The organism is Pseudomonas nitroreducens TX1 (genome assembly GCF_000313755.1).
GTDB classification, from domain to species: Bacteria; Pseudomonadota; Gammaproteobacteria; order Pseudomonadales; family Pseudomonadaceae; genus Pseudomonas; species Pseudomonas nitroreducens_A.
Genome location: NZ_AMZB01000118.1, coordinates 81961 through 107383, shown reverse-complemented (window position 1 = coordinate 107383; position 25423 = coordinate 81961). Strand labels below are relative to the sequence as shown.

Annotated in this window: 18 protein-coding genes; 10 read left to right on the top strand and 8 right to left on the bottom strand. The window is 63.9% G+C overall.

Features of this window, described 5'->3' with window-relative positions:
- Positions 1–130 precede the first annotated feature (130 nt).
- From lon to C167_RS0117305, 3 genes are all read left to right on the top strand, one after another.
- The gene (gene lon / locus C167_RS0117315; RefSeq protein ID WP_017519552.1) at positions 131–2527 is read left to right on the top strand and encodes an endopeptidase La; all 2397 of its coding nucleotides are present in this window, start codon (positions 131–133) and stop codon (positions 2525–2527) included.
- A gap of 136 nt (positions 2528–2663) precedes the next feature.
- Positions 2664–2936: a nucleoid-associated protein HU-beta gene (gene hupB / locus C167_RS0117310; RefSeq protein ID WP_003087931.1), complete on the top strand. Its 273-nt coding sequence runs from the start codon at positions 2664–2666 to the stop codon at positions 2934–2936.
- A 227-nt stretch (positions 2937–3163) separates the two neighbouring features.
- Positions 3164–5053, top strand: a complete 1890-nt coding sequence (locus C167_RS0117305) for a SurA N-terminal domain-containing protein (protein WP_017519551.1) — start codon at positions 3164–3166, stop codon at positions 5051–5053.
- A gap of 89 nt (positions 5054–5142) precedes the next feature.
- Here the strand turns inward: C167_RS0117305 and fabI are convergent, their stop codons facing one another.
- The 8 genes from fabI to gloB all read right to left on the bottom strand — a co-directional run bounded on the left by fabI (position 5143) and on the right by gloB (position 15989).
- Positions 5143–5940 (bottom strand): enoyl-ACP reductase FabI, encoded by a 798-nt coding sequence (gene fabI / locus C167_RS0117300; protein WP_017519550.1) that lies wholly within the window; start codon positions 5938–5940, stop codon positions 5143–5145.
- A 29-nt stretch (positions 5941–5969) separates the two neighbouring features.
- On the bottom strand, positions 5970–7580 hold the full coding sequence (locus C167_RS0117295) for an ABC transporter ATP-binding protein (RefSeq protein WP_017519549.1): 1611 nt from the start codon (positions 7578–7580) through the stop codon (positions 5970–5972).
- Position 7581: 1 nt separating this feature from the next.
- Positions 7582–8601, bottom strand: coding sequence for an ABC transporter permease (locus C167_RS0117290; protein WP_017519548.1), 1020 nt, complete (start codon positions 8599–8601; stop codon positions 7582–7584).
- A gap of 4 nt (positions 8602–8605) precedes the next feature.
- Entirely contained in the window at positions 8606–9688 is a 1083-nt protein-coding gene (locus tag C167_RS0117285; protein WP_017519547.1) for a microcin C ABC transporter permease YejB, read from the bottom strand.
- Complete coding sequence (locus C167_RS0117280) at positions 9688–11553, bottom strand: extracellular solute-binding protein (RefSeq protein WP_017519546.1); 1866 nt, start codon at positions 11551–11553, stop codon at positions 9688–9690. Before C167_RS0117280 ends, C167_RS0117285 begins: the two co-directional genes overlap by 1 nt.
- Positions 11550–13379, bottom strand: coding sequence for an extracellular solute-binding protein (locus C167_RS0117275; RefSeq protein WP_026079127.1), 1830 nt, complete (start codon positions 13377–13379; stop codon positions 11550–11552). The genes C167_RS0117280 and C167_RS0117275 overlap by 4 nt, the downstream gene beginning before the upstream one ends.
- Positions 13380–13495: 116 nt before the next feature.
- Positions 13496–15115, bottom strand: coding sequence for a lytic transglycosylase (locus tag C167_RS0117270; protein ID WP_026079126.1), 1620 nt, complete (start codon positions 15113–15115; stop codon positions 13496–13498).
- Positions 15116–15194: 79 nt separating this feature from the next.
- On the bottom strand, positions 15195–15989 hold the full coding sequence (gloB, locus tag C167_RS0117265) for a hydroxyacylglutathione hydrolase (RefSeq protein ID WP_017519543.1): 795 nt from the start codon (positions 15987–15989) through the stop codon (positions 15195–15197).
- Positions 15990–16078: 89 nt separating this feature from the next.
- Between gloB and C167_RS0117260 the strand changes: the two genes are divergently transcribed.
- The 7 genes from C167_RS0117260 (at position 16079) to C167_RS0117230 (ending at position 25421) form a co-directional block, all read left to right on the top strand.
- A complete protein-coding gene (locus C167_RS0117260; protein ID WP_026079125.1) occupies positions 16079–16834 on the top strand; it encodes a class I SAM-dependent methyltransferase in 756 nt (251 codons plus the stop codon).
- Positions 16835–16845: 11 nt separating this feature from the next.
- The gene (gene rnhA / locus C167_RS0117255) at positions 16846–17289 is read left to right on the top strand and encodes a ribonuclease HI (protein WP_017519541.1); all 444 of its coding nucleotides are present in this window, start codon (positions 16846–16848) and stop codon (positions 17287–17289) included.
- A 58-nt stretch (positions 17290–17347) separates the two neighbouring features.
- Positions 17348–18085 (top strand): DNA polymerase III subunit epsilon, encoded by a 738-nt coding sequence (dnaQ, locus tag C167_RS0117250; protein ID WP_017519540.1) that lies wholly within the window; start codon positions 17348–17350, stop codon positions 18083–18085.
- Positions 18086–18291: 206 nt separating this feature from the next.
- Positions 18292–20544 (top strand): Orn/Lys/Arg decarboxylase N-terminal domain-containing protein, encoded by a 2253-nt coding sequence (locus tag C167_RS0117245; RefSeq protein WP_017519539.1) that lies wholly within the window; start codon positions 18292–18294, stop codon positions 20542–20544.
- Positions 20545–20649: 105 nt separating this feature from the next.
- A complete protein-coding gene (locus tag C167_RS0117240) occupies positions 20650–22836 on the top strand; it encodes a putative bifunctional diguanylate cyclase/phosphodiesterase (RefSeq protein ID WP_017519538.1) in 2187 nt (728 codons plus the stop codon).
- 190 nt (positions 22837–23026) lie between these two features.
- Positions 23027–24370 carry an amino acid permease gene (locus C167_RS0117235; protein ID WP_017519537.1) on the top strand — a complete coding sequence of 448 codons (1344 nt, stop codon included), beginning with the start codon at positions 23027–23029 and terminating at the stop codon, positions 24368–24370.
- Positions 24371–24608: 238 nt separating this feature from the next.
- Entirely contained in the window at positions 24609–25421 is an 813-nt protein-coding gene (locus tag C167_RS0117230; RefSeq protein WP_017519536.1) for a crotonase/enoyl-CoA hydratase family protein, read from the top strand.
- Positions 25422–25423 lie beyond the last annotated feature (2 nt).

The window sequence follows — 25423 nt, the reverse complement described above, 5'->3', positions numbered from 1 at the left end:
CAGAAGGGGCCCTAGGGCCCCTTTTTTCTTCCCATCTACCGCGCTTGTTTTTTCCCAGTCCTAACCCCATCTTAGCCCGAAGGGTCCAATCCCATCGTTTTGGCCAAGTGCCGCTGTAGAGCCGAATATCATGAAAACACTCGTCGAGTTGCCCCTGCTCCCCCTGCGTGACGTAGTGGTCTATCCGCACATGGTCATCCCGCTTTTCGTGGGGCGAGAGAAATCCATCGAGGCCCTCGAGGCCGCCATGACCCGCGACAAGCAGATCCTGTTGCTGGCGCAGAAGAACCCGGCCGACGACGATCCGGGCGCCGACGGCCTGTACCGCATGGGTACAGTGGCCACCGTCCTGCAGCTGCTGAAACTGCCCGACGGCACCGTCAAGGTGCTGGTCGAAGGCGAACAGCGCGGCCAGGTTGAGCGCTTTATCGATGAGGAAGCCTATTGCCGCGCCGAAGTGTCGATCATTGACGAGGTCTCCGTCGGCGAGCGCGAATCCGAAGTCTTCACCCGTAGCCTGCTCAGCCAATTCGAGCAGTACGTCCAGTTGGGCAAGAAAGTCCCGGCTGAAGTCCTGTCCTCACTCAACAGCATCGACGAGCCCGGCCGCCTGGTGGATACCATGGCCGCTCACATGGCGCTGAAGATCGAGCAGAAGCAGGAAATCCTCGAGATCACCGAGCTGTCTGCCCGTGTCGAGCACGTGCTGGCGATGCTGGATGCCGAGATCGATCTGCTGCAGGTCGAGAAGCGCATCCGCGGCCGCGTGAAGAAGCAGATGGAGCGCAGCCAGCGCGAGTACTACCTGAACGAGCAGATGAAGGCCATCCAGAAAGAGCTGGGTGACATCGATGAAGGTCACAACGAAGTCGAAGAGCTGAAGAAGCGCATCGACGCTGCCGGCCTCACCAAGGAGGCCATGGCCAAGGCTACCGCCGAGTTGAACAAGCTCAAGCAGATGTCGCCGATGTCCGCCGAGGCGACCGTAGTGCGTTCCTACATCGATTGGCTGGTCAATGTGCCGTGGAAAGCCGAAAGCAAGGTGCGCCATGACCTGGACAAGGCCGAGGATATCCTCGATGCCGACCATTACGGTCTGGAAGAGGTCAAGGAGCGCATCCTTGAGTACCTCGCCGTGCAGAAACGCGTGAAGAAGCTCAAGGGCCCGGTGCTTTGCCTGGTCGGCCCGCCCGGCGTCGGCAAGACTTCGCTGGCCGAGTCCATCGCCCGAGCAACCAACCGCAAATTCGTGCGCATGGCCCTGGGTGGCGTGCGTGACGAGGCGGAGATTCGTGGTCACCGTCGTACCTACATCGGCTCCATGCCCGGCCGTCTGATTCAGAAGATGACCAAGGTCGGCGTGCGCAACCCGCTGTTCCTGCTCGACGAGATCGACAAGATGGGCAGCGACATGCGCGGCGACCCCGCTTCGGCGCTGCTGGAAGTGCTCGATCCGGAGCAGAACCACAATTTCAACGACCACTATCTCGAAGTTGACTACGACCTCTCCGACGTGATGTTCCTCTGCACGGCGAACTCCATGAACATTCCGGCAGCGTTGCTGGACCGCATGGAAGTCATCCGCCTTCCGGGTTACACCGAGGACGAGAAGATCAACATCGCCTCGAAATATCTTGTACCGAAACAGACTGCGGCCAATGGTCTCAAGAAGGGCGAGGTGGTCTTCGAAGAAGCGGCTACCCGCGACATCATCCGTTATTACACCCGTGAAGCCGGTGTGCGCAGCCTCGAGCGACAGATCGCCAAGGTCTGCCGCAAGGCGGTCAAGGATGGTGGCAAGGCCAAGCGCATCGAAGCGGTGGTGACTCCGGATTCGCTGGAAAACTACCTGGGCGTGCGCAAGTTCCGCTACGGCCTGGCCGAGCAGCAGGACCAGATCGGCCAGGTCACCGGCCTTGCCTGGACCCAGGTGGGTGGCGAGTTGCTGACCATTGAATCGGCCATGGTTCCCGGCAAGGGCGCACTGACCAAGACCGGCTCGCTGGGTGACGTCATGGCGGAGTCCATCACTGCTGCGCTGACCGTGGTTCGTAGTCGTTCGAAGAGCCTGGGCATCGCCCCGGACTTCCACGAGAAGCACGATATCCACATCCACGTGCCCGAGGGCGCCACGCCCAAGGACGGCCCTAGCGCGGGTATCGGCATGTGCACTGCGCTGGTCTCGGCGATTACCCAGATCCCGGTCCGGGCGGACGTTGCCATGACCGGCGAGATCACCCTGCGTGGTCAAGTGCTGGCCATTGGTGGCCTGAAGGAAAAACTTCTGGCTGCGCACCGGGGTGGAATCAAGACTGTGATCATTCCCGAGGAAAATGTACGAGACCTTAGGGAAATTCCGGATAATATTAAGGCTGATCTCGTTATTAAACCGGTTAAATGGATTGACGAAGTCCTGCAAATTGCGCTGCAATACGCCCCGGAGCCCTTGCCCGATGCGGCTCCCGAGATGGTTGCAAAGGATGAGAAGCGCGAGTCTGATTCCAAGGAGCGAATCAGCACGCATTAGTTGGGGGGCTTTCTTGACACTGTTTTTGAGCCCTTGTTATAAAGCGGCACTTGCTTTGTCAGTTGGCAAACCAGCACCTGCTTTTGCTTACACCTAACACATAGAAACATACTCAACAGAAATAAGGGGACTTAGAGTGAACAAGTCGGAACTGATCGATGCTATCGCCGCATCTGCTGATATCCCGAAAGCTGTTGCCGGTCGCGCTCTGGACGCGGTGATCGAGTCCGTAACTGGCGCCCTGAAGGCTGGTGACTCCGTCGTACTGGTAGGCTTCGGCACCTTCGCTGTCAAAGAGCGCGCTGCTCGCACCGGTCGCAACCCGCAAACCGGCAAGCCGATCAAGATCGCTGCTGCTAAGATCCCGGGCTTCAAGGCCGGTAAAGCTCTCAAGGACGCTGTCAACTAAGCGTCTTTTTGGACTTGACCTGGATCGGTTCAACCTCGGTTGGGCCGGCCATGGAGCGGTGACCCGGCTGGCGTAGGTCGGTTGGAATCATCAGGGGTCACGGGCTCAAAGCCCGCAAGCTCCACCAGTTACGAGAAGGCGCATCCTCGGATGCGCCTTTCTTATATCCGCCTTTTTTCCACGCCGCGCCGCCATTGACGGTGGGCCGTGGCCGCGTCGGGGGCCGCATGCTGCAAAACATCAGGGACAATTCCCAAGGCTGGATCACCAAGACCATCCTGGGCGTGATCGTTGTCCTCATGGCTTTGACCGGGTTCGATCAGATCATTCGCGCAACCCACCACGAGAACGTCGCTGCTCAGGTCAACGGTGAAGACATTGGTCTGCCGGAACTGCAGCAGGCTGCGGACATGCAGCGTCGCCAGTTGATGCAGCGTCTGGGCAAGGACTTCGATTCGTCCATGCTCGACGACAAGCTGCTCAAGGACTCCGCGCTGAAGTCGCTCATCGAGCGCAAGCTGGTCCTGCAAGCCGCCCAGAACGACAAGTTCGCCTTCTCCCAGCAGGCGCTGGACCAACTGATCCTGTCGACCCCCGAATTCCAGGTGGACGGCAAGTTCAGTGCTGAGCGCTTCGACCAGGTCATCCGCCAGATGGGCTATGACCGCATGCAGTTCCGCCGCATGTTCGGCGAGGAAATGCTCATTGGTCAGCTGCGCGCCGGCATCGCAGGTACCGGGTTCGTCACCGATGACGAGCTCAATGCCTTCGCCCGCCTGGAGAAGCAGACCCGTGACTTCGCCACCCTGACCCTCAAGGCCGACCCGGCCAAGAGCAAGGTCGAGGACAGCGAGATCAAGGCCTTCTACGACGCCCATAGCGCCGAGTTCATGACACCCGAACAGGTCACCATCGACTACGTCGAGCTGAAGAAGTCTGCCTTCTTCGACCAGGTCGAGGTGAAGAAGGAAGACCTCGACGCCCTCTATCAGAAGGAAATCGCCGGCCTGGCCGAGCAGCGCGACGCCGCGCACATCCTGATCGAGGTGAACGACAAGCAGAACGACCAGCAGGCCAAGGCCAAGATCGACGAGATCAAGGCGCGCCTGGACAAGGGTGAAGACTTCGCCAAGCTGGCCAAGGAGCTGTCCAACGACACCGGTTCTGCCGCCAACGGTGGTGACCTCGGCTTTGCCGGTCGTGGCGTGTATGACCCGGCCTTCGAAGAGTCGCTGTATGCGCTGAAGAAGGGCGAAGTCTCCGCGCCGGTGAAGACTTCCTACGGCTGGCACCTGATCAAGCTGCTGGGAGTCGAAGCGCCGGAAGTCCCGACCTTCGACAGCCTGAAGGCCAAGCTTGAGCATGAAGCCAAGGCCCAACTGGTCGAACAACGCTTCGTCGATGCCACCAAGCAGCTGGAAAGCTCCGCCTACGAAGCTTCCGATCTGGGCCAGCCGGCCCAGGACATGGGCCTGAAGGTGCAGACCAGCAAGCCGTTCGGCAAGGAAGGTGGCGAGGGCGTGACTGCCAACCGCCAGGTCATCCAGGCCGCCTTCAGCCCCGAAGTGCTGGAAGAGGGCGCCAACAGCGGCGCCATCGAACTGGACCCCGACACCGTAGTCGTGCTGCGCGTGAAGGAGCACCACAAGCCTCAACAGGAAACCCTGGAACAGGTCAGTGGCGATATCCTCAAGCGTCTGCAGGTCGAGCACGCCGCCACCGATGCCAAGGCTCGTGGCGAAGCGCTGCTGGCGGGGCTGCGCGATGGCAAGATCCCGCTGACCCAGGCTCATGAAGGCCAGGACTGGAACGTCGTGGAAGCGGCTGCCCGTGGCCAGGAAGGGGTTGATCCGGTCGTGCTGCAGAGTGTGTTCCGCATGGCTCGCCCGGACGGTGCCGGCAAGCCCAGCCTGGGCGGTGTCGCGCTGCAGAACGGCGACTTCGTGGTGGTCAAGCTCAGCGGTGTGAGCGAGCCGGAGACCAAGCCGACCGAGCAGGAGAAGGCGATGTACCAGCGCTTCCTCGCCTCGCGTAGCGGCCAGGACGATTTCTCGGCCTTCCGTCGCTATCTGCAGGATCAGGCGAAGATCGAGAAGTTTGACGACGCCAAGAAGTAAAAGACAGGGGCCGCGCAAGCGGCCCTCGTTTTATCCGGTACAAGAAAAAGGCCGCTGATGCGGCCTTTTTCTTTGTCTGTGAGAGCGGCTCAGTCGTCGCCCAGCGGGCCCATGGCGGTGGTGTTGAAGCCGCCGTCGACATAGAGAATCTCGCCACTGATGCCACTGGCCAGGTCCGAGCAGAGGAAGGCGCCAGCGTTGCCGACCTCCTCGATGGTCACGTTGCGCCGCAGCGGCGTCTGCCGTTCGTTGGCGGCAAGCATCTTGCGGAAGCTCTTGATGCCCGAGGCGGCGAGGGTGCGAATCGGGCCGGCGGAGATGGCGTTGACGCGGGTGCCTCCCGGACCGAGGCTGCCGGCCAAGTAGCGCACGCCGGCCTCGAGGCTGGCCTTGGCCATGCCCATGACGTTGTAGTTGGGCATCGTGCGTTCGGCGCCCAGGTAGGAGAGGGTGAGCAGGCTGCCATTGCGGCCCTGCATCAACTCGCGTCCGGCCTTGGCCAGGGCGATGAAGCTGTAGGCGCTGATGTCGTGGGCGATGCGGAAGCCGTCACGGGTGGTGACTTCGGTGAAGTCGCCGTCGAGCTGGTCGCCTGGCGCGAAGCCCACCGAGTGGACGATGCAGTCCAGGCCATCCCATTGCTTCGCCAGTGCGGCGAACACGGCGTCGATATCCTCGTCGCTGGACACGTCGCAGGGGAAGCAGAGATCGGCGCTGGAGCCCCAGCCGGCGGCGAACTCCTCGACGCGGCCCTTGAGCTTTTCGTTCTGGTAGGTGAAGGCGAGCGCGGCGCCTTCGCGGTGCATCGCCGCAGCGATGCCGGAAGCGATCGACAGCTTGCTGGCGACTCCGACTATCAGTACGCGTTTACCGGCGAGAAAACCCATGTGCTCTCCTTCAGTCAGCTGAGGCTGGGTTACGCATCCGCTGGAGCCAGGAAAGCGGCTTCCAGCAGTTGTTGCGTATAGGTATGTTGCGGCGCGGCGAAGACTTCCTCTGCAGCACCCTGTTCGACCACCTTGCCATGGCGGATCACCATCAGTTGGTGGCTGAGGGCTTTCACCACCGCCAGGTCGTGGCTGATGAACAGGTAGGTCAGGTTGTACTTGGCCTGCAATCCGCGCAGCAGTTCGACGACCTGGCGCTGCACTGTGCGGTCCAGCGCCGAGGTCGGTTCGTCCAGCAGGATCAGCGCCGGCTTGAGCACCAGTGCGCGGGCGATGGCGATGCGCTGCCGCTGGCCCCCGGAGAACTCGTGGGGATAGCGGTGGCGAGTATCCGGGTCGAGCCCGACTTCCTTGAGCGCCTCGATGATCGCCTGCTCGCGCTCCTCGGAGGTGCCCATCCCATGGATCTCCAGGCCCTCGCCGACGATCTGGCCCACTGACATGCGCGGGCTGAGGCTGCCGAACGGGTCCTGGAAGACGACCTGCATCTCGCGACGCAGAGGCCTGACTTCCGCCTGGTTCATGCTTTCGATGGCCTGGCCTTCGAAGCGGATGCCGCCCCGGCTGTTGATCAGCCGGAGGATGGCCAGGCCCAGGGTCGACTTGCCCGAGCCGCTCTCGCCGACGATCCCCAACGTCTGGCCGCGCGGCAGGCTGAAGTCGATGCCGTCCACCGCCTTGACGTGGTCGACGGTCTTGCGGAACACGCCTTTCTTGATCGGGAACCACACGCGCAGGTCGTCGACCTCCAGCAGCGGCTCGCCGGGCTCGTTCTGCGCGGGGCTACCGCTGGGTTCGGCGCCGAGCAATTCGCGCGTGTAGGGGTGTTGTGGGGCCTCGAAGAGGGTGTCGCAATCGGCCTGCTCGACGATGCAGCCGCGCTTCATTACGCAAACTCGATGGGCGATGCGCCGCACCAGGTTGAGGTCGTGGGTGATCAGCAGCATGGCCATGCCCAGGCGCTGCTGCAGGTCGCGCAGCAGGTCGAGGATCTTCAGCTGCACCGTGACGTCGAGCGCCGTGGTCGGTTCGTCGGCGATCAGCAGCTCCGGCTCGCAGGCCAGCGCCATGGCGATCATCACCCGCTGCCGCTGGCCGCCGGAAAGCTCGTGCGGGTAGGCCTTGAGGCGGCTGGCGGGATTGGGAATACCGACCAGGTCGAGCAGTTCCAGCGTGCGCGCGCGGGCCTGATTGCCGCTCATTCCCTTGTGCAGCGCGAGCACTTCGCCGATCTGCTTCTCGATGGTGTGCAACGGGTTCAGCGAGGTCATGGGTTCCTGGAACACCATGGCGATGCGGTTTCCGCGGATGCCGCGCAGCTTGCGCTCGGGCAGCTTGAGCAGGTCCTTGCCGGCATACTGGATGCTGCCGGAGGGATGGCTGGCGGTGGGGTAGGGCAGCAGGCGCAGGATGGAGTGCGCGGTGACCGACTTGCCGGAGCCGCTCTCGCCCACCAGCGCCAGGGTCTCGCCCTTGCGGATGTCGAAGCTGATGTGCTCGACCGCACGCACTTGTTCGTCGCCGCAGCGGAAATCGACGGACAGGTCGCGGACTTCGATGAGGTTCTCGTTCTGGCTCATGTCACTTCCTCGGGTCGAAGGCATCGCGGGCGGCTTCGCCGATGAACACCAGCAGGCTCAGCATCACGGCCAGCACCACGAAGGCGGTGATGCCCAGCCAGGGCGCCTGCAGGTTGGACTTGCCCTGGGCGACCAGCTCGCCCAGCGACGGCGCGCCGGCGGGCAGGCCGAAGCCGAGGAAGTCCAGGGAGGTCAGGGTGCCGATCGCGCCAGTGAGGATGAAGGGCATGAAGGTGAGGGTGGAGATCATCGCGTTGGGCAGAATGTGGCGGAACATGATCGCCCCGTTGCGCATGCCCAGGGCACGTGCGGCGCGCACGTACTCCAGGTTGCGGCCACGGAGGAACTCGGCGCGCACCACGTCCACCAGGCTCATCCAGGAGAACAGCAGCATGATCCCCAGCAGCCACCAGAAGCCTGGCTGCACGAAGCTGGCGAGGATGATCAGCAGGTAGAGCACCGGCAGGCCCGACCAGATTTCCAGGAAACGTTGGCCGAGCAGGTCGATCCAGCCACCGTAGAAGCCCTGCAGCGCGCCCACGGCGACGCCGATGATGGAGCTGAGCACGGTGAGGATGAGGGCGAACAGCACGGAGACACGGAAGCCGTAGATCACCCGCGCCATGACATCGCGCGCCTGGTCGTCGGTGCCCAGCCAGTTCTCCGAGGTGGGCGCGGAGGGGGCCGGCACCCGCAGGTCGTAGTTGATGGTGTCGTAGCTGTAGGCGATCGGCGGCCAGAGAATCCAGCCGTCCTTCTGCGCGATCTGCTCGCGCATGTACGGGCTCTTGTAGTTGGCCTCCATGGGGAACTCGCCGCCGAAGGCGGTTTCCGGGTAGCGCTTGACCACCGGGAAGTACCACTGGCCGTCATAACGGATCGCCAGTGGCTTGTCGTTGGCGATCAGCTCGGCGCCCAGGCTCAGGACGAACAGCGTGAGGAACAGCCAGAGGGACCACCAGCCGCGCTTGTTGGCCTTGAAGCGCGCCCAGCGGCGCTGATTGATGGGAGACAGGCGCATCGGATTACTCCCGGTTCTCGAAGTCGATGCGCGGATCGACCAGCGTGTAGAGGACGTCGCTGACCAGCTTCATGATCAGGCCGAACAGGGTGAAGATGAACAGCGTGCCGAATACCACCGGGTAGTCGCGGTTCAGCGCCGCCTCGAAGCTGAGCAGGCCCAGTCCGTCGAGGGAGAAGATCACCTCGATCAGCAAGGATCCGGTGAAGAAGATACCCAGCAGGGCAGACGGCAGGCCCGCGATGATCAGCAGCATGGCGTTGCGGAACACGTGGCCGTAGAGCACGCGGCGTTCGGTCAGGCCCTTGGCGCGGGCGGTGACCACGTACTGCTTGCCGATCTCGTCGAGGAAGCTGTTCTTGGTCAGCAGGGTGATGGTGGCGAAGTTGCCGATCACCAGCGCGGTGATGGGCAGCGCCAAGTGCCAGAAGTAGTCGCGGACCTTGCCGCCCCAGGTCAGCTCGTCGAAGTTGTTGGAGGTCAGCCCGCGCAAGGGGAACCAGTCCCAGTAGCTGCCGCCGGCGAACAGAACCACCAGCAGGATGGCGAAGAGGAATGCGGGGATGGCGTAGCCGACGATGATTGCCGAGCTGGTCCAGACGTCGAAATGGCTGCCGTGGCGCACCGCCTTGGCGATACCCAGCGGGATCGAGACCAGGTACATGATCAGCGTGCTCCATAGCCCCAGGGAGATGGACACGGGCAGCTTCTCGACGATCAGGTCGGTGACCTTGGCGTCGCGGAAGAAGCTCTGGCCGAAGTCCAGGTGCACGTAGTTCTTGAGCATGATCCAGAAGCGCTCGGGGGCCGGCTTGTCGAAGCCGTACATCTTCTCGATTTCCTTCACCAGCTCCGGGTCCAGGCCCTGGGCGCCGCGGTAGTGCGTGCCGGCGGAGGCGACTTCACCACCGCCGCCGGAGATACGCCCGGTGGCGCCGCCGCTGGCAGCATCGAAGCCCTCCAGCTTGGCGATCATCTGCTCGACCGGGCCACCGGGGGCGGCCTGGATGATGATGAAGTTGATCAGCAGGATGCCGAACAGGGTGGGGATGATCAGCAGCAGGCGCCGCAGGATGTAGGCCAGCATCAGTTGGACCCTTGGGCGACGGTGCCGTCAGCCGGCGTTTCGCTCGCGGCCTTGGCATCCGTATGGGTTGGTACGGCCTTGTCGCGGGCCTGCCACCAGGTCTGCAGGGCGTAGCTGTAGGGCGGCAGCTTTTCCGGGTGGGCGATGCGGTTCCAGTAGGCGATGCGCCAGTTGCCCAGGTACCAGTTGGGCACCACGTAGTGGCCCCAGAGCAGGGCGCGGTCGAGGGCGCGGGCGTGGCGCACCAGGCTTTCGCGGGAGCCGGCGTTGATCAGGCCTTCCACCAGGGCGTCGATGCCCGGGTCGCGCAGGCCGATGAAGTTGCGGCTGCCGGGCTTGTCGGCGCTGCTGGAGTGCCAGAACTCGCGCTGCTCGTTGCCGGGCGAGCTGGACTGCGGCCAACTGCTGACGATCATGTCGTAGTCACGCGAGCGCAGGCGGTTGATGTACTGCGAGACGTCGACACGGCGCAGCTGCATGTCGATGCCCAGTTCGGCGAGGTTGCGCTTGAAGGGCAGCAGTACGCGCTCGAAGTCGGCCTGGGCGAGCATGAACTCGAAGCTCAGCTGCTTGCCGTCCGGGCCGACCATCTTGTCGTTCTCGATTCTGTAGCCGGCGTCCAGCAGCAGCTGGTAGGCCTTGCGCTTTTGCTCGCGGATGATGCCGCTGCCGTCGCTGGTGGGCGGCACGTAGACCTGGGTGAAGACCTCTGGCGGCAGCTTGTCACGCAGGGGCTCGAGGATCTTCAGCTCCTCCGCGTCGGGCAGCTCCTTGGCAGCCATCTCGGAGTTCTCGAAGTAGCTGCCATCGCGCAGGTAGGAGCCGAAGAACAGCTGTTTGTTGGTCCACTCGAAGTCGAACAGGTTGGTGATGGCTTCACGCACGCGCGGGTCCTGGAACACCGGGCGGCGGATGTTGAAGGCATAGGCCTGCATGCCCCACGGGTTGCCGTTCACCGGCTCTTCGCGAACGATGCGGCCGTCACGCACGGCGGGCGAATCGTAGGCGGTCGCCCAGTTCTTCGCGATGCGCTCGTCATTGAAGTCGAACTGCCCGGCCTTGAAGGCTTCCAGGGCCACTGTGAGGTCACGGTAGGACTCCACCACCACGGCGTCGAAGTTGTTGAAGCCACGGTTCACCGGAAGGTCCTTGCCCCACCAGTCCTTGACCCTCTCATAGCGGATCGAGCGGCCGGCCTCGACTTTGGCAATGCGGTACGGGCCACTGCCCAGCGGTGGCTCCATGTTGGTCTTGTTGAAGTCGCGGCTGGCCCACCAGTGCTTGGGCAGGATCGATAGCTGGCCGAGAATCAGCGGCAGCTCGCGATTGTCGCCGTGCTTGAAGTCGAAGCGCACGCGCAGCTTGTCTTCGGCCACCACCTTGTCGACGTCCGCGTAGTAGTTGCGGTACATGGGATCACCGTCCCTCATCAGCGTCTCGAAGGTGAACACCACGTCTTCGGCTGTGACCGGCGTGCTGTCCTGGAACTTCGCCTCCGGGCGCAGGTAGTAGCGGACGAAGCGGTGCTCCGGGTCCTTCTCGATCTTCTCGGCGAGCAGGCCGTACTCGGTGAAGGGTTCGTCGAGGGAATGGAAGGTCAGGGTGTCGTAGATCAGGTTGATCTGCGGCGCTGAGTTGCCCTTGGCGATGAAGGGGTTGAGGCTGTCGAACCCGCCGAAATCGGAGAGGCGCAGCGTACCGCCCTTGGGCGCATCGGCATTGACGAAGTCGAAGTGCTTGAAGTTCGCCGGGTATTTGGGCGCCTCGTCATACAGGGTGATGGCGTGCTGCGGCGCGGCCTGCGCACTGCCCAGCAGTCCCAGCAACAGGCCGGCGCAGAGCGCGGCGCGGCGGGGGCTTTTCATAGGGTTTTCTCCTGGTCTTTTTGCCACCAGGCCCGCAGACCCAGCGTGTAGGGCGGCGTGGTGACGAAGGCGAAGCGGTTGCGGTACGCCAGTCGGTGCTTGTTCAGGTACCAGTTGGGAATGCTGTAGTGCTGCCACAGCAGCACCCGGTCCAGGGCGCGCGCCGCGGCTTGCTGCTGGTCGCGGTCGGTGGCGCCGAGGAGTTTCTCGAGCATCGCGTCCACCACGGGGTTGGCGATGCCCGCATAGTTCTTGCTGCCCTTCACCGCCGCCTGGCTGGAATGGAAGTACTGCCATTGTTCGAGGCCGGGGCTCAGGGTCTGGGGCAGGGTCATCAGAATCATGTCGTAGTCGAACTGGTCCAGACGCTGTTTGTACTGGGCGCGGTCCACGGTGCGCAAGCTCGTATCGATGCCGATGCTGGCAAGGTTCTCGCGATACGGCTGGAGAATGCGTTCCAGGCTGGGGTTGACCAGCAGGATCTCGAAGCGCAGCTGCGTGCCGGTGGCGTCCAGCAGTCGGTCGCCGGAAAGCTTCCAGCCGGCTTCGGCCAATAGACCCAATGCGTGGCGCAGGGTTTCCCGCGGGATGCCGGCTCCCTTGGTCACCGGTACCGTGAAAGGACGCTTGAACAGCGCTTCGGGCAACTGCTGACGATACGGTGAAAGCAGCAGCCATTCCTGGCCCTGGGGTACACCGGTGGCGGCGAAGGTGCTGTTGGGGTAGTAGCTGCTGGCGCGTACATAGGCGTCGTTGAACAGCGCGCGGTTGGTCCACTCGAAATCGAACATCATTCCCAGCGCCTCGCGCAGGCGACGATCAGCGAAGGTCGCGCGGCGGGTATTGAGGAACAGCGCCTGGGTCTGGGTGGGGATCTGGTGGGGAATTTCAGCCTTCACCACGTCGCCACGGCGTACCGCCGGGAAGCGGTAGTTGCTGCGCCAGTTCTTCGCCTGGTGCTCGATGTAGATGTCGAACTCGCCGGCCTTGAAGGCTTCGAAGGCAATACCGGCGTCACGGTAGAAGTCCACCTCGACGCGGTCGAAGTTGTACTTGCCGCGGTTTACCGGCAGGTCCTTGCCCCACCAGTCCTTGACCCGCTCGAACACCAGACGGCGCCCCGGCACCACCTCGGTGATCCGGTAGGGGCCGCTGCCCAGCGGCGGTTCGAAGGTGGTGGCCTGGAAGTCGCGGCCTTTCCAGTAGTGCTGCGGTAGCACCGGCATCTCACCCAGGCGCAGGATCAGCAGGGGGTTGTCGTGGCGCTTGAAGACGAAGCGGATGCTCTGCGGCGAGAGGATGTCGACCCGCTGCACTTCCTGCAGGTTGGTGCGGTACATCGGGTGGCCATGCTTGAGCAGCGTGCGGTAGGAAAACGCCACGTCGTAGGCGGTGATGGGTTTGCCGTCGTGGAAGCGTGCTTCCGGACGCAGGTTGAACACCACCCAGCTGCGGTCTTCAGCGTACTCCACGCTGCGGGCGATCAGGCCGTAGCTGGAGGCGGGCTCGTCGCCGGAGGGGTCGTACAGGCCGGTGCCGACCATCAGCGGCTCGTTCAGCTCGCTGACGCCGTACTGCAGGAAGTCCGCGGTGCTGACCGGCGGGCTGCCCTTGAAGGTGTAGGGGTTAAGCGTGTCGAAGGTGCCCAGGCCCATCAGCCGCAGCACGCCGCCCTTTGGAGCCTTGGGGTTGACCCAGTCGAAATGATCGAAGCTGGCCGGGTACTTGAGGTCGCCGAACTGGGCGTAGCCGTGACTCTCGGTGATCTGGGCGGAGGCGGGAAGGCCCAGGAAAAGTCCCAGGAGCATCAGAGACAAGCGACGCATCAGGCGTAGGATCCGATCCTGGCTGGCTGAAGGAGAGTTGCGTCGTACAGTAGCAGCTTGTCCGTGCTGCCAGAAGACATGCGGCCGGGGCTGTGCGCCCCGGCGCAGCCTGAAACTCAGCGGCTGGCGGTGCCGAGGTACAGGGTCAGCGTCTGGCCGGGCTTCAGGGCCTTGCCGGTGCGCGGGTTCCACCGCTGGATATGTTGCGTCTCGACATTGAAGCGCTTGGCGATCATGGATATCGAGTCGCCTTGCTTGACCTTGTAGTAGGTCGCGGTGTCCTGTTTGGCCTTGCTCCTGCTGCTGGAAGCCAGTTGGGTGGCAGCGGCGCTCTGCAGCTTGAGCGTCTGGCCGGGCTTGACGCCGTGGCTGTCCAGACCGTTCCAGCGCTTGAGATCGGCAACGTCGACGCCGTTCTTCTTGGCGATGTTCCACAGGGTGTCGCCGTTCTTCACGGTGTAGCTGCGCGTAGCGACGCGGGCGCTGGCGATGGTCTTCGAGCTTTCCACCTGTGCCAGTTGGCGCGGACTTTCCGGCTCGATGGTCGGGCGGCCGGGCTGGCCGGGGATGACCAGGGTCTGGCCGCTGCGCAGGCGGTTCGCGCTCAGGCGGTTGGCGGCCTTGAGCTCGGCCACGCTCAGGCGGTAGCGCTGGGCGATGCTGTGCAGGCTATCGCCCTTGCGTACACGGTAGCGGCTGCCCGAGCTGGCCACGGTTGCCGCCAGGGGCTTGAGCTCGACTGGCTGCAGGTTCGCGACCCCGGCTTTAAGGGAGTCGGCCTTGGCCAGCGGCACCAGCAGGTGGTGCGGACCGTCCAGGGTCACGCCGCGTTTGAAGGCCGGGTTGAGCTGTTGCAGTTCGTCCTGGTCCAGGTCGGCGACCGCGGCGACCTGGGAGAGATCCAGGCCCGGCTTGACGCGGATCGAGGTGAAGTAGGGCTGGTTGGCGATCGGGCTGAGGTTGATGCCGTAGATGGTCGGGGCATTCACCAACTGCGACAGGGCCAGCAGCTTGGGTACGTAGTCCTGGGTTTCCTGGGGCAGCGGAAGGTTCCAGTAGTCGGTGGGCAGGCCGAGGCGCTCGTTGCGCTCGATCGCGCGGCTGACGGTGCCTTCACCGGCATTGTAGGCGGCCAGTGCGAGCAGCCAGTCGCCGTTGAACATGTCGTGCAGGCGAGTCAGATAGGTCAGCGCGGCGTTGGTCGACGCGGTGATGTCGCGACGGCCGTCATAGAAGTTGGTCTGGCGCAGGTTGAAGTGCGTGCCGGTGCTCGGGATGAACTGCCACAGGCCAACGGCCTGGGCGCGCGACACGGCCATCGGGTTGTACGAGCTCTCGATCATCGGCAGCAGCGCCAGCTCCAGCGGCATATCGCGCTCTTCCAAGCGCTCGACGACGTAGTGCATGTACGGCGCACCGCGCTCGCTGGCGTTCTCCAGGAACGACTGGTTGCTCATGAACCACAGGCGCTGACGCTCGATACGCGGGTTGGTATTGAGCTGGTCCTGCAATTGGAAGCCGCCACGCATGCGTTCCCAGATATCGTTCTGGGCCTGGTTCCAGGCTGGGTTGAACTGCACGTCGACGGCGCGGGAAGCGCTGCGGACCTGGCTGTCACTGGCGGTCTGCTGGGTCGACTGGCAGCCTGCCAGGCCCGCCGCGAGCAGGACAATGGAGACTCGGATGGCGCGTGCCAATGCGTCTAGATCGGAGGTCTTTCTGGTCTTGGGCGGCATTGGCTGATGACTATGTCCGGGGCAAAAATTTCGGCGATTCTAGAAACCGGGCCCATCCTGGTCAAGATTTCGCCAGCCCTCAGAACTGATCCTTCCAGCGGCGAATGGTCGCAAAGACCTCTTCCGGCGTGCGGATTTGCTGGCCGTTCCGCTCGTCGGCGACTTTCTTAACGGATGTTTCCGACACGCGAAGGAAAGGATTCGTCGCTCGCTCTAAAGCTATGGAAGAAGGAAGGCTGATCTTTCCCTGTTCGCGCCAGCGGCTGACTTCCTCGAAACGGGCGAGCACTTCCGGGTTCCCCGGTTCGACTGCACAGGCAAAGCGCAGGTTGCTCAGGGTGTATTCGTGGGCGCAGTACACGGCGGTGTGGCCGGGCAGGGCGGCCAGACGGCTCAGCGACGCATGCATCTGTGCCGGCGTGCCTTCGAACAGTCGGCCGCAACCGGCGGCGAACAGAGTGTCGCCGCAGAACAACAGTGGCAGGCTTTCATCGTCATGGCGGTTCGTTGCATGAAAATAGGCAATGTGGCCGAGGGTATGGCCGGGCACGTGGATGACCTCGAACTCCAGGCCGAGCACTGCGACACGGTCGCCGTCCTCCAGCGCCACGTCGCGCCCGGGAATCTTTTCCCCCGCCGGGCCCAGTACACGGGCGCCGGTTTCGGCCTTGAGGCGGGCGACACCGCCGACGTGGTCGGCGTGGTGGTGGGTGATGACGATGTCGGTCAGCTTCCAGCCGGGATGGGCCAGCAGCCATCGCTCGACCGGCGCGGCGTCACCCGGGTCGACCACCGCGCATTCACGGCGGGTCACATCCTGCAACAGCCAGAGGTAGTTGTCGGAAAAGGCGGGCAGAGCATCTATCTGTATCATGGGTGGAAAGTCGCCAAGTGGTGGGCATTGGCGCATAGTAGTGCGGATACGCACTTTTGTGTCGCGCTGTCCCACAGGGGGTAGTGATGATTGAAGAACCCTTCGCCCAGGCGGATGCCGACTGGCTCGAGCTGATCGACCAGGCCCGCCATTGGCTGTCCGGGCCGATCGGCGGGATGATGCTCGCCGAAGAGCAGCAACTGCTGATCGACGAGTTGGAGCGCTATTTCGGCGGTTACCTTGTGCATTACGGACCGCATGCGCAGCTGCCGGCCAGCGTCGGCAATATCCAGCGTGGCGTGCGCCTCGGGCCACCCTTGCCCGGCGTGGAGATCGCCTGCGACGAAGCGGCTTGGCCGCTGGGCGAGCATGCCGCCGACGTGGTGCTGCTGCACCACGGCCTGGATTTCTGCCTGTCGCCGCACCGCCTGTTGCGTGAAGCCGCGCGCAGCGTGCGTCCGGGTGGACACCTGCTGGTGGTCGGGGTCAATCCCTGGAGTGCCTGGGGCATCCGCCATTATTTCGCCCGCGACGCCCTGCGCCGCGCCCGCTGCATCTCGCCGAACCGAGTCTGCGACTGGCTCAACCTGCTGGGCTTCGCGCTGGAGAAACGCCGCTTCGGGTGTTATCGTCCGCCGCTTGCATCGGCGAAGTGGCAGGGCCGCCTGGCCCGCATGGAGACCTGGGGCCCCGTCCTGCAGGGCTCCGGCGCCGGCTTCTATCTATTGGTGGCGCGCAAGCTGGTGGTCGGTCTGCGGCCCCTGCGTCAGCCCCGTCGCGAGCCGCGCGGCCAACTGGTGCCGCTGCCGGTGGCCAAGGTCAGTCGCCGCGATTCCGAGTCCTGAAAGCGAGCCAAATGAGCGAAGAGAAAGTCGAGATCTACACCGACGGCGCCTGCAAGGGCAATCCGGGTCCGGGTGGCTGGGGCGCCGTGCTGTTCTACAAGGGCGCCGAGCGCGAACTGTGGGGCGGCGAGGCGGAAACCACCAACAACCGCATGGAACTGATGGCCGCGATCATGGCCCTGGCTGCGCTCAAGCGGCATTGCGACGTGCGCATCGTCACCGACTCGCAGTACGTCATGCAGGGCATCACCGAGTGGATGGTCAATTGGAAGAAGCGCGGCTGGAAGACCGCTGCCAAGCAGCCGGTGAAGAATGCCGACCTGTGGCAGGCGCTGGACGAGCAGGTGAACCGGCATAATGTCGAGTGGCGCTGGGTGCGCGGTCACACCGGCCACCCCGGCAACGAGCGCGCCGACATGCTCGCCAACCGTGGCGTGAGCGAACTGCCGCGCTGAGAATCATGAGCGCCCGGAAAGCTTCGGGCGCATCAACCGCAAGAAGGTTTCACAGAGAATGCGCAGCGTCGTACTCGATACTGAAACGACCGGTATGCCGGTCACCGACGGCCACCGGATCATCGAGATCGGTTGCGTCGAGCTCGAAGGCCGTCGCCTGACTGGCCGGCACTTCCATGTCTACCTGCAGCCCGATCGCGAGATCGACGAGGGCGCCATCGCGGTCCACGGCATCACCAATGAATACGTCAAGGACATGCCGCGCTTCCGCGAAGTGGCGGATGACTTCTTCGAGTTCATCAAGGGCGCCCAGCTGATCATCCACAACGCGGCGTTCGACGTTGGCTTCATCAACAACGAATTCGCCCTGCTGGGACAGAGTGAGCGCGCGGACGTCGCCGATTACTGCAGTATCCTCGATACCCTTCTGATGGCCCGCGAGCGCCATCCGGGCCAGCGCAACAACCTCGATGCCCTGTGCAAGCGCTATGGCGTCGACAACTCCGGCCGTGACCTGCACGGCGCCTTGCTCGATGCCGAGATTCTTGCCGACGTCTACCTGGCGATGACCGGTGGCCAGACCAGCCTGTCGCTGGCGGGCAACGGCGCCGAGGGTGACGGCAGCGGCCGTGCTACGGCTACGGCGATCCGTCGCCTCGCGGCGGATCGCGCGCTGACCCGCGTGATCCGTGCCACCGATGAAGAGATCGAAGCGCATATCGCGCGCCTGGCGGTGATCGAGAAGTCCGCTGGCGGCCCGTCACTGTGGGCGCAGATGGAAGCACCGAAGGAGTGATCCTCCGCGCTGCTTGAAGAGGGCCCCGAACTGGGGCCTTTTTCATTTCTGCGAACAGTCGCCAGAGCCAGACGCTCTAGGTGTACGCACCTGTCAGCCACGCGACGTTTTATTACAGCCGTCAGCCGGGCGCATTCCCCTACATTCCGTGAGTCCATACTCTGGAGAGGATCGACGCCAGTCGTACGTCTTTTCAGGGGTTCACAATGTACAAAGATCTAAAATTCCCCATCCTCATCGTTCACCGCGACATCAAGGCCGATACCGTGGCCGGCGACCGGGTCAGGGATATCGCGCGGGAACTGGAGCAGGACGGCTTCAGCATCCTTTCCACTGCCAGCTCCGCCGAGGGGCGCATCGTCGCCTCGACTCACCATGGGCTGGCCTGCATCCTGGTCGCCGCCGAGGGGGCGGGGGAGAACCAGCGCCTTCTGCAGGATGTGGTGGAACTGATCCGCATGGCCCGGGTGCGCGCGCCGCAGCTGCCGATCTTCGCTCTGGGCGAGCAGATGACCATCGAGAACGCACCGGCCGAATCCATGGCCGACCTGCACCAGCTGCGCGGCATTCTCTACCTGTTCGAAGACACCGTGCCTTTCCTCGCCCGCCAGGTCAGCCGCGCCGCGCGCAAGTACCTGGAGGGCCTGCTGCCGCCGTTCTTCCGCGCGCTGGTGGAGCACACCGCGCAGTCCAACTACTCCTGGCACACGCCCGGCCACGGCGGCGGTGTCGCCTATCGCAAGAGCCCGGTGGGGCAGGCGTTTCACCAGTTCTTCGGGGAAAACACCCTGCGTTCGGACCTCTCCGTCTCGGTGCCCGAGCTGGGCTCGCTGCTCGACCACACTGGCCCGCTCGCCGAAGCGGAGGCCCGCGCCGCGCGCAACTTCGGCGCCGACCACACCTTCTTCGTGATCAACGGCACCTCCACGGCGAACAAGATCGTCTGGCACTCGATGGTCTGCCGCGACGACCTGGTGCTGGTGGACCGCAACTGCCACAAGTCCATCCTCCACGCGATCATCATGACCGGCGCCATCCCGCTGTACCTGACGCCGGAGCGCAACGAGCTGGGCATCATCGGGCCGATCCCGCTGTCGGAGTTCAGCCGCGAATCCATTGCCGCCAAGATCGAGGCCAGCCCATTGGCACGCGGCCGCGAGCCCAGGGTGCGGCTGGCGGTGGTGACCAATTCCACCTACGACGGCCTCTGCTACAACGCACAGATGATCAAGCAGGCACTGGGCGACAGTGTCGAGGTGCTGCATTTCGACGAGGCCTGGTATGCCTACGCGGCTTTCCACGAGTTCTACGACGGCCGCTATGGCATGGGCACCCATCGCGATGACAGCGGCCCACTGGTATTCACTACCCACTCCACGCACAAGATGCTCGCGGCCTTCAGCCAGGCCTCGATGATCCACGTGCAGGATGCCGGTGCGCGGCGCTTCGAGCAGGCGCGCTTCAACGAAGCCTTCATGATGCACATCTCCACCTCCCCGCAGTACGGCATCATTGCCTCGCTGGACGTGGCCTCGGCGATGATGGAAGGCCCCGCGGGCCGCTCGCTGATCCAGGAAACCTTCGACGAAGCCCTGAGCTTCCGCCGCGCCCTGGCCAACGTGCGGCAGAATCTCGCCGAGGACGACTGGTGGTTCAGCGTCTGGCAGCCGCCGGGTGTCGAGGGTACCGATGAGGTGAAGACCCGCGATTGGGTGCTGGAGCCCAACGCCGACTGGCATGGCTTCGGCGACGCGGTGGAAGACTACGTGCTGCTCGACCCGATCAAGGTCACGCTGGCCACGCCGGGCCTTACCGCCGGCGGGCGCCTCGATTCGCGCGGGATTCCCGCTGCGGTGGTCAGCCGCTTCCTCTGGGAGCGAGGGCTGGTGGTGGAGAAAACCGGGCTCTACTCCTTCCTGGTACTGTTCTCCATGGGCGTGACCAAGGGCAAGTGGAGCACCCTGGTCACCGAGTTGCTGGAGTTCAAGCGCAGCTACGATGCCAACCAGCCGCTGGCGGACGCGCTGCCCAGCGTTGCCCAGGCGGGAGGCGCGCGATATGCGGGCATGGGCCTGCGCGACCTGTGCGACGAGTTGCACCGCTGCTACCGGGACCATGCCACCGCCAAGGCGATGAAACGCATGTACACGGTGCTCCCGGAAATCGCCATGCGCCCGGCGGATGCCTATGCGCAGCTGGTGCGCGGCGAAGTCGAGGCGGTGCCTATCGATCGGTTGGAAGGTCGCGTCGCAGCGGTGATGCTGGTGCCATATCCGCCAGGTATACCGCTGATCATGCCAGGGGAGCGGTTCACCGAATCCACCCGCTCGATACTCGACTACCTGGCCTTCGCGCAGAGTTTCGAGCGCAACTTCCCCGGTTTTGACTCCGACGTCCATGGACTGCAGATACGTGAGGTCGAGGGAGAAAAACGCTACACCGTGGAGTGCTGCAAATGACCGCTCGGCCCCTGCGCTCGTGGGCCGACGTCCATTTTTGAAAAGTGGAACTATTCTTCTGCGCATCGGTAAAGGGAGAAATGAGGAAAAAGGGAGGTTTCCCCCATGCGTTGTCCCGTGACGTTGCCGAACGAAAGCGAGCGCCTGACAGCGCTCTCCGATTACGGATTCGACGACGAAAACCTGCTGCCGAGCCTCGACCCGGTGGTGCAGATTGCTGTGCGCATGTTCGGTATGCCGGTCGCGGCGGTGAACATGATCGGCAGTGACCATGTGTTCTTCGCCGCCGCCACCGGTATCGGCGAAGTGGACATGGGGCGCGACGTGTCCTTCTGCGCCCATGCCATCGCCCAGGACGGCGTGATGGTGGTGGGCGATGCCAGCCGCGATGAGCGCTTCCATGACAACCCCCTGGTGACCGCGGTCAATGGCGTGCGCTTCTATGCCGGGGTGCCGCTGCTGTCAGTGGAAGGTCAGCCCCTGGGCGCCCTGTGCATCATCGATAGCCAGCCCCATGAAGACTTCAGTCGGGATGACTGCGAGCGCTTGAAGGAGCTGGCGCGAATGGCTGCCGACCGCCTCGAGCTCAGGCGTATCGAGGTCGCCTCGGCGCGCACTCGGCCGCTGTTCGAGGAGTATGCCGGCACGTCGCCGACGCCGGTCGTGTGGTTCGACTGCTGGGGTGAGATCGGCGCCTGGAACGAGGCCGCCGCCAACCTGTTTGGCTATGATCTCGCCGAGGGCAGCGGACAGGCTTTTGAACTGCTGTTGCCCGAGCGCAGCCGCCAGTCCTTTCGCAGTCTGATCAGTGGGGCAAGCGATGCCACCTCCCTGGACGGCATGGCCGTGCCGGGAGAAATCACCGGTTTGCGCAAGGATGGCTCGGAAGTGTCCCTCGGCCTGACCCTGTTCAGTTGGTCGGAGCGGGGCAAACTCAAGTTCGAGGCTGTGCTCAAGGACCTCACCGCTCGCCATCGGGAAGAAGAAGCGTTGCGCCAGTTGGCCTGCGTCGACGTGCTCACCGGACTGGCCAATCGCGGCCAGTTCTACCGGCGCACCGAGGAGGTGCTGGTGCAGTCCCGGCCGGCGGCGGTGCTGATGATCGACCTGGACGGTTTCAAGGACGTCAATGATTCTCTTGGCCATGCCGTGGGGGACGGCATCCTGCGGCAGGTGGCCGAACGACTGGACCGGCTGGCCACTGCGGACGCCACGGTCGCGCGAATCGGCGGAGACGAATTCGCCATCCTCGAGCCCAACCTGCTTTCGCCGGAGCACGCCATGCGCTTGGCCCAGGCCGTGATAGCCAGTATCGCCGAGCCCATCGTCATCGATGCCCATGAAGTGCGAGTGGCCGCCAGCTGCGGGGTGGCGCTGGCGCCCTTGCATGCCCAGGAAGCGCTGGATCTGGTGGGCGACGCCGATCTTGCGCTGTTCAAGGCCAAGAGTAGCGGCCGCAGTCACGCCTTCGTGTTCCTTCCGGCGCTGAAGATGGAAGCGGCGGCACGGCATCTGTATGGCATGGAGTTGCATCGTGCCGTGGCCAATGGCGAGTTCCTGCTGTTCTACCAGCCTCAGGTCAGCCTGCGCGACGGTTCCCTGCGCGGGGCCGAGGCACTGATCCGCTGGCAGCATCCGCAGCGCGGCCTGCTGTCGCCGGCAGCTTTCCTGCCATCGCTGGAGTGCGGGCCGCTGGCGGCCATCGTCGGCGCCTGGATACTGGATGAAGCCTGCGCCCAGGCTGCCTACTGGCGGCGCAACGGTGCTCCGGACCTGCGCATGGGGGTGAACCTGTTCGGCGCCCAGTTCCGCATGGGCAACCTGGTCACCCAGGTGCTTGAAGCACTGGAACGCCACGGCCTGCCGGCGGAAGCGCTGGAGCTGGAGATCACCGAGAACATCGTGCTCAATCACGACGACAGCGTGCTCAGTACCCTGCAGAGCCTGCGTTCCTATGGGGTCGGCATCGCATTCGACGACTTCGGCACCGGCTACGCCTCCCTCAGCCTGCTCAAGACCTACCCGCTGAGCCGCATCAAGATCGACCGCACCTTCGTGATCGGCATGCTGGAGACACAGCAGGACCTGTCGGTGATCCGCGCGATCCTCGACATGGCCCGCAGCTTCGACCTGGAGACCATCGCCGAGGGCATCGAAACCTCCGCCCAGCGCGACCGTTTGCGCGCCGAGCGCTGCACCGAAGGGCAGGGTTACCTGTTCGCCAAGCCGATGTCGTCGTTGCAGTTCGAGCAGCTCTACGAGATCGGCAGGCGCCAGTTCGGCTCCGCCTGAGCGGCGGAATTTCTGCAACGGTATTGACCGCGCAGGGCGAAATCGCTCGAAACGAGCGGTCTCGTCCTGCAAAACGGTTTCCTCCTTTGCCCGGCGCTGTCTACCCTGTAGGACAGATCGCCGCTCTGCGTCTTTTCCGAGGGCAGGTCGATACAACGAAAATACGGATCTCGGCTTCTAAGGAGCGCAGATGGCGGAAGCGAAAAAGGGCAGCATGGGGTTCTGGAGCTGCACTGCGCTGGTGGTCGGCAACATGGTCGGGTCAGGGGTCTTCCTGTTGCCCTCGAGCCTGGCGGCGTTCGGTGGGCTCAGCCTGTTCGGCTGGCTGGTGTCGAGTACCGGGGCGGTGATCCTGGCCTTCACCTTCGCTCGGCTAGCGCGGCTCAATCCCGGTGCTGGCGGGCCTTACGCCTATACCCGCGATGGCTTCGGCAGCTTCGCCGGCTATCTCTGTGCGTGGACGTACTGGAAAGCCGCGTGGATCGGCAACGCCGCCATCGCCGTCACGCTGGTGGGCTACCTGCGAGTGTTCATACCGGCGCTGGCCGACCCGCTGCTGATGGTCGCCACGGCCATCGGCGCCATCTGGCTGTGCACCCTGATCAATCTGCGCGGCATCACTGCCTTCGCCGTGGTGCAGAACTGCCTGACCGCGCTCAAGCTGATCCCGCTGCTGCTGGTAGGCATCCTTGGCTGGTTCCACTTCAACCCTGACTACCTGACCATCCCGGCGCCCAGCGAACTGCCGAACATGGGCTATGCCCAGGCGATCGCCACCACGGCGGCGCTGACGCTGTGGTCCTTCATCGGTCTGGAATCGGCCACCGTGCCGGCGGACGACGTGCGCGACCCGAAGAAGACCATCCCGCGCGCCACGCTGTTCGGCACCCTGGCCGCCGCTGCGGTGTACATCCTGTCGATCACCGCCGTGCAGGGCCTGATGCCGCCGGAAGTGCTGGCCAAGTCCACTTCACCCTTCGCCGATGCCGCGCGCATCCTGCTGGGCAACTGGGGTTACTACCTGGTCGCCGGCGGCGCGGTGATCGCTTGCCTGGGGGCGCTCAACGGCTGGGTGCTGCTGCAGGGACAGATTCCGGTGGCGCCGGCTCGCGATGGGTTGTTTCCCGAATCCCTGGGCAAGCTCAATAAGAATGGCGCGCCGGCCAATGGCCTGCTGTCCTCCGGGCTGCTGGTGACGGCGCTGGTGATGGTCGACGGCCATGGCGAGTTGGTGGAGGTGTTCAACGTCATCATCCTGCTGGGCACCATGACCGGTGTCGTGCCCTATGCCTTCTGCACCGCCGCGCTACTGCAACTGCTGGCGACCAAGCCGGACTCCTTCTCGCCGCGCTCGCGGCCGCAGGTGCTGGCGATCGGTTGCCTGGGCTTCCTCTATTCACTTTGGGCGTTGTATGGCACCGGCGAGCAGGCAATCTTCTGGGGCTTCCTGGTGTTCATGGCCGGTATCCCGATGTACACCTGGCGCCAGTACCGCAACCGTGCGCAGGGGTTGCCGCTGGCTGCTGGCGACTGATTGTCGCGGCGACCACCTTCCTGCCAGATCAAGCAGTTGGTGAGCGTATTGCGAGCGAATTCACGCCCGATGCCGTGGTCTGTGTCACAGACCGCGGCATCGACTTTTGGTCTTGCCTTGTTATAGTGGCGCGATGCCAAAAATCTGTAAGCCGCACCCATAAGAACTGTTGGCCCGGGCTCCGGCGGCAGCGCGCCGCCCCCAGACGAGAAGCAGGGCATTCCCGAGGACATCTCCCGTGACTGAATACAAAGCCTTCCGCGTTGAACTGGCGGACAAGATCGCCCATGTGCAGATCAACCGTCCGGAAAAGCTCAACGCGATGAATGCCGATTTCTGGAAAGAAATCATCGATATCTTCCAGTGGGCCGATGAAACGGATGAGGTCCGTGTTGTCGTCCTCAGCGGCTCCGGCAAGCACTTCTCCGCCGGTATCGATCTCGCCCTGCTGGCCCAGGCCGCCAGCCACCTGGGCAAGGACGTCGGCCGCAACGCCCGCGCATTGCGCAAGACCATCCTGCAACTGCAAGGCTCCTTCAACGCCGTGGACAAGTGCAGCAAGCCGGTGCTTGCGGCGATCCAGGGCTACTGCATCGGCGGCGGCATCGACCTGATCTCTGCCTGCGACATGCGCTACTGCAGCGCGGACGCGCAGTTCTCCATCAAGGAAATCGACATGGGCATGGCGGCCGATGTCGGCACCTTGCAACGCCTGCCGCGCCTGATCGGCGATGGCATCATGCGTGAGCTGGCCTACACCGGGCGTAACGTCAACGCCGAGGAAGCGCAGCGCATCGGCCTGGTCAACAGCGTCTACGCCGACCATGCCGCGCTGTTCGATGGCGTGATGGAGCTGGCCCGGCAGATCGCCGCCAAGTCGCCGATCGCCATCCGCGGCACAAAGGAAATGATCGGCTATGCCCGCGACCACCGTGTCGAGGACGGACTGGAATACATCGCCACCTGGAACGCCGCGATGCTGCAGTCTGCCGACCTGCAGGCCGCCATGATGGCGCACATGAGCAAGAAGACCCCCGAGTTCGCCGATTGATG

Bases quoted from the DNA above. Each gene is read 5' to 3' on its own strand.
- C167_RS0117295 (WP_017519549.1), bottom strand. From the start codon at position 7,580: ATGAGCCAGAACGAGAACCTCATCGAAGTCCGCGACCTGTCCGTCGAT.
- C167_RS0117290 (WP_017519548.1), bottom strand. From the start codon at position 8,601: ATGCGCCTGTCTCCCATCAATCAGCGCCGCTGGGCGCGCTTCAAGGCC.
- lon (WP_017519552.1), top strand. From the start codon at position 131: ATGAAAACACTCGTCGAGTTGCCCCTGCTCCCCCTGCGTGACGTAGTG.
- C167_RS0117280 (WP_017519546.1), bottom strand. From the start codon at position 11,553: ATGAAAAGCCCCCGCCGCGCCGCGCTCTGCGCCGGCCTGTTGCTGGGA.
- C167_RS0117245 (WP_017519539.1), top strand. From the start codon at position 18,292: ATGTACAAAGATCTAAAATTCCCCATCCTCATCGTTCACCGCGACATC.
- C167_RS0117240 (WP_017519538.1), top strand. From the start codon at position 20,650: ATGCGTTGTCCCGTGACGTTGCCGAACGAAAGCGAGCGCCTGACAGCG.
- gloB (WP_017519543.1), bottom strand. From the start codon at position 15,989: ATGATACAGATAGATGCTCTGCCCGCCTTTTCCGACAACTACCTCTGG.
- C167_RS0117305 (WP_017519551.1), top strand. From the start codon at position 3,164: ATGCTGCAAAACATCAGGGACAATTCCCAAGGCTGGATCACCAAGACC.
- rnhA (WP_017519541.1), top strand. From the start codon at position 16,846: ATGAGCGAAGAGAAAGTCGAGATCTACACCGACGGCGCCTGCAAGGGC.
- C167_RS0117270 (WP_026079126.1), bottom strand. From the start codon at position 15,115: ATGCCGCCCAAGACCAGAAAGACCTCCGATCTAGACGCATTGGCACGC.
- C167_RS0117285 (WP_017519547.1), bottom strand. From the start codon at position 9,688: ATGCTGGCCTACATCCTGCGGCGCCTGCTGCTGATCATCCCCACCCTG.
- fabI (WP_017519550.1), bottom strand. From the start codon at position 5,940: ATGGGTTTTCTCGCCGGTAAACGCGTACTGATAGTCGGAGTCGCCAGC.
- C167_RS0117275 (WP_026079127.1), bottom strand. From the start codon at position 13,379: ATGCGTCGCTTGTCTCTGATGCTCCTGGGACTTTTCCTGGGCCTTCCC.
- dnaQ (WP_017519540.1), top strand. From the start codon at position 17,348: ATGCGCAGCGTCGTACTCGATACTGAAACGACCGGTATGCCGGTCACC.
- C167_RS0117235 (WP_017519537.1), top strand. From the start codon at position 23,027: ATGGCGGAAGCGAAAAAGGGCAGCATGGGGTTCTGGAGCTGCACTGCG.